At 28.0% G+C, this 3,809-nt stretch carries 3 protein-coding genes and 1 pseudogene; all 4 read right to left on the reverse strand.

Going from position 1 to position 3,809, the window contains the following annotated elements:
* Positions 1-410: 410 nt before the first annotated feature.
* On the reverse strand, positions 411-1,346 hold the full coding sequence (locus tag KGF39_RS19030; protein WP_227823514.1) for a DUF1177 domain-containing protein: 936 nt from the start codon (positions 1,344-1,346) through the stop codon (positions 411-413).
* Positions 1,347-1,534: 188 nt separating this feature from the next.
* Entirely contained in the window at positions 1,535-1,849 is a 315-nt protein-coding gene (locus tag KGF39_RS19035; protein ID WP_308463843.1) for a DUF3100 domain-containing protein, read from the reverse strand.
* A 369-nt stretch (positions 1,850-2,218) separates the two neighbouring features.
* Positions 2,219-3,235, reverse strand: coding sequence for a LacI family DNA-binding transcriptional regulator (locus tag KGF39_RS19040; protein WP_227823515.1), 1,017 nt, complete (start codon positions 3,233-3,235; stop codon positions 2,219-2,221).
* A 306-nt stretch (positions 3,236-3,541) separates the two neighbouring features.
* A pseudogene (locus KGF39_RS19045) lies at positions 3,542-3,809 on the reverse strand (cell wall-binding protein); the annotation flags it as partial.

The following is a 3,809-nucleotide window of genomic DNA, read 5'->3' on the forward strand; positions in this document are numbered from 1 at the left end:
AACAACAATGGTGGTGCCTCTCCACCTCCTGATAATGGTGGCAATAACAACGGTGGTGCCTCTCCACCTCCTGATAATGGTGGTAATAACAACGGTGGTGCCTCTCCACCTCCTGATGCTGTTGAAACTCCAACACCTTAGCTTAACAAAAATCGAAATTTAAATAAAAATATAAGAAGTTGTCTCAAAGTGATTTTTAAAAATCATTTATGAGACACTTCTTTTTTTGTAATTACATCATATTATTTGTTTTCGTAAAAAAGAGAATCCTGATAAACAGAATCCTCCTTTCTTATATAAACAAATAAATATTTTATTTTTAAAGTTTTTAACTAAATATTTTATTCCTAGTTGTTTATATATTATAGATAGTTGTATCACAAAATTATATAAACTTAATATTTTTCTAACTACTGTATACCAAATGTCTGAAATCTATTTAATTTTCCATATCTTTTAATAAGCTCTTCCCACTCTTCTTTATCATAGAAGTTGCACTTATTTCTACCAAATAGCTTGGCAACTTCAATTGCAAATCTACCAGCTGAATCTAAGTCACTAAAATTAGTTGCACCTGTAGCACATCCAGCTACAGGCATCTCTGTAGTAATCGCTACTCCTACTACTGGTGCATCTATAGCAACTGCTGGCTGTAAAATACTATTTAAGTGATACAGATTATTTCCATATGGTGTTATATCTTGAATTGATAAAGGGAATACAAATGGAGATTTTCCAGTTACAGTCTGCATAATATCCAAAAGGTCGTCACTAGTTCTTAATATGTAGCCTTCTTTAACAGTTGGCGATATTGCAAATCCTCTATTGTTGATTATTCTATTTCCTTTAGTAGTATCTATAGAAAGTATTGCATCACAGCTATTATCAACTTCATTTTCATTCATAGTCATCATATCAATTGGAGAATCCATAAAAGGTGTAGGATAATGTTCTTTAGTTGGAGCATCTGGACAAATATGAGTTGAAATTACAACATCACCATCTAATACATCTCCTTTTTGTTGCATATCTAAAAGTTTAGCAGCAATTGCAATTGCTACCAATGCTCCATCACCATCTGAAACAAAACCTATTACTTCTGGTCTTGCTCCAATACCTCCTAGTCTACCTAAAATACCAAGAGTAGGAGCATCTCCACCTTTTGATTTTCCATTCTTGCCAGGAATTGTAAGCTTGACTAAATCTGTTGAACCCTTACTTGAGGACAATTCTTTTACAGTTATATCTACCTCCCCATAACCTTGTAAATAAGTTTTTACTTCTTCTCCATTAGCAGTTGCTTTATCTAAAATGTCATAAACCTCTATTACTTGTTTTAATATCATGTCTAATCTAATTTCCTTTCTTAATACATTTTAAAATTATATATTATTTACTATACAAAACATCTACTCCACACATTGCTAGCACCTTAATTGCTTTTATAAGTGCTACTCTACCTTCTTCACCACCAGCTGCAACAGCAGAGCTTGTACCTATAATAATGATGCCTTTTTCTCTTCAGATAATGACTTTATTTCCTCTTTAATTTTTCAACTTTAGGTCCTGCATTGATTCCAAACATTATTCCTAATGGATATAGTGTTAAAGATAACAAATATGGAGACACATTTATTTCATTATCCCTTATAAACTTTTTTAAGGCTGGTATAACTCTCCCTAATAAATGAGGAGAAACGGCCATCCCTATAAATATAGCCCATAATATATTAAGTAAAGTTACATTAATTCCCATAACTTTAAATGAAATAGGACCAATTAATTCTGTTGTAATTATAAAAGATGCTATTATGGCGTTTCTAATCCCTACTTTTTCTTTCGTTTCTATACCTCCTTGTAATTTTTATAATTTTCTTATAATATAATTGTTAGTGATTTTATTATATAACCTATCATTAATAATGTATAATATATATTTATTCATCATTTTTATATACTTTTAGTTATTAATCAAAAGAATATTCTGTAGATTCATGATATAAAATGCAAGCAGCTTATTGATTTATATTATTTAGATAATAAATTTTGAACCATTGGATAAAATTATTTATTCATTTTATAAAGATTTTTTCAATAAATAAAGTAGTACAATGTACTGACATACACTTACTCCTTTTTATTTTGATTTATATTATTTTCTAGATTACTCCGTAGAAACTATAATATCTTTAATACAGTTTCTACACCTAAAAACTTGCTATTTTATTCTTTTAACACTATTTCGTATTATTAATCTTGGATATAGTTTTCTTGGAATATGTTCTGTGCTCTTTTTATTTATTATATTTACCAAACTATCTACTCCATTTTTTATAACTTGTTCTCTTGGGTCATCTATTGTTGATAAATGTGACCTAAAGTATGATATTAATTCAATATTATTATACCCTATTATAGAAATATCTTCTGGTACATTTATACCATAAGTAGTTTTTAACTCTTGTATTATAGAAATCGCTGGTACATCTTGTTGTACAAATATAGCTGAAACTTTTTTTATTTTATCAATATATTTTTCTAAAAATTCAACTTGAGATTCAAAATCCATTTTAGATTTAATAACTTCAGTATTTAAATTTGCCTCTTCCATAGCATTCAAATATCCCTTAGTTCTATCTTCATGCATTTTTGAACTCTTATCATCTGAGGTTACTGTTATTATATCTTTATGACCATGGTCAATTAAATGTTTAGTAGCTATATAGCCTCCATATACATTATCGTCCCAAAAGAAATTGTCTACTTCCCCTATAAAAGATGGTTTAAAATATATAAATACATGTGGAAAATTATTGTCTTTTAAAAAGTCATACTCTTCTTTTTTTATTGATTGAGACACAATTACTAATCCGTCAACCATTTGTCCATTTACCATTTTATATACATTACTATCCCCACTAATATTATTATTAGGTTGTATTATAAAATCGTATTTATTAGTCTCAATAGAGTTTATAGAACTGTCCATTATATCACTAAAAAATTTTCTAGTATCTTGGTGATTAAAATTATTTGAAAAGATTACCCCTATTCTGTTGGTTTCTTTTTTTGCTAAATTTCTTGCATTTACATTAAAATGGAACCCTAGCCTATTTGCCTCTTCTACTACTTTCTTTTTTGTTTTTTCAGATACATTAGGATTATTGTTTAAGCACCTAGAAACGGTTGAATAACTGATACCTAGATTCCTTGCAATATCTTTAATAGTTACCATCTTTATCCCCTACTTCACTTCATTATATTTTGATAATATAATACTACACTATGTTGTAAATAATTGTCAACTTCAATTATGTAAACGTTTCTTTATATAAAAAATGGAGATGATTAAAAATAAAAAATCGATTGTCATATGTTATAGCTTAATAGTTTATTAGATTCATTTTTTATTCAAACACAGCTAATATTACCATCTAATTTAATATAGTAAAAATATTATTTAAATAAAAATCCTGTATCATAATAACACAGGATTTTTAAACATCTAAATTTTAATATTAATTAGATAAATCATTTTTTATCAAAGATGTACTTTACCACCTATACCATCATTATCAAAGTAATATCTAATACCATCAATAACGAAATATCCTCCAGCTGCAGCTATAGCAGTCTCTGGTATAAAGTAATATAGATTACCATTGATAGCTTGCCATCCAGTAAATGCTTTTGAATTATTACCAAAGTAATATTTTTTACCATTTAAAATTAAAAATTTATTTTGATAACGTATAGACTGACCTTCTATGTTATTGTTAGAAGTATTAGCAGGTGCAAAGTATTCAAAT

It is taken from the genome of Clostridioides sp. ZZV14-6345 (genome assembly GCF_020657775.1).
In the GTDB taxonomy this organism is placed as follows: Bacteria; Bacillota; Clostridia; order Peptostreptococcales; family Peptostreptococcaceae; genus Clostridioides; species Clostridioides difficile_D.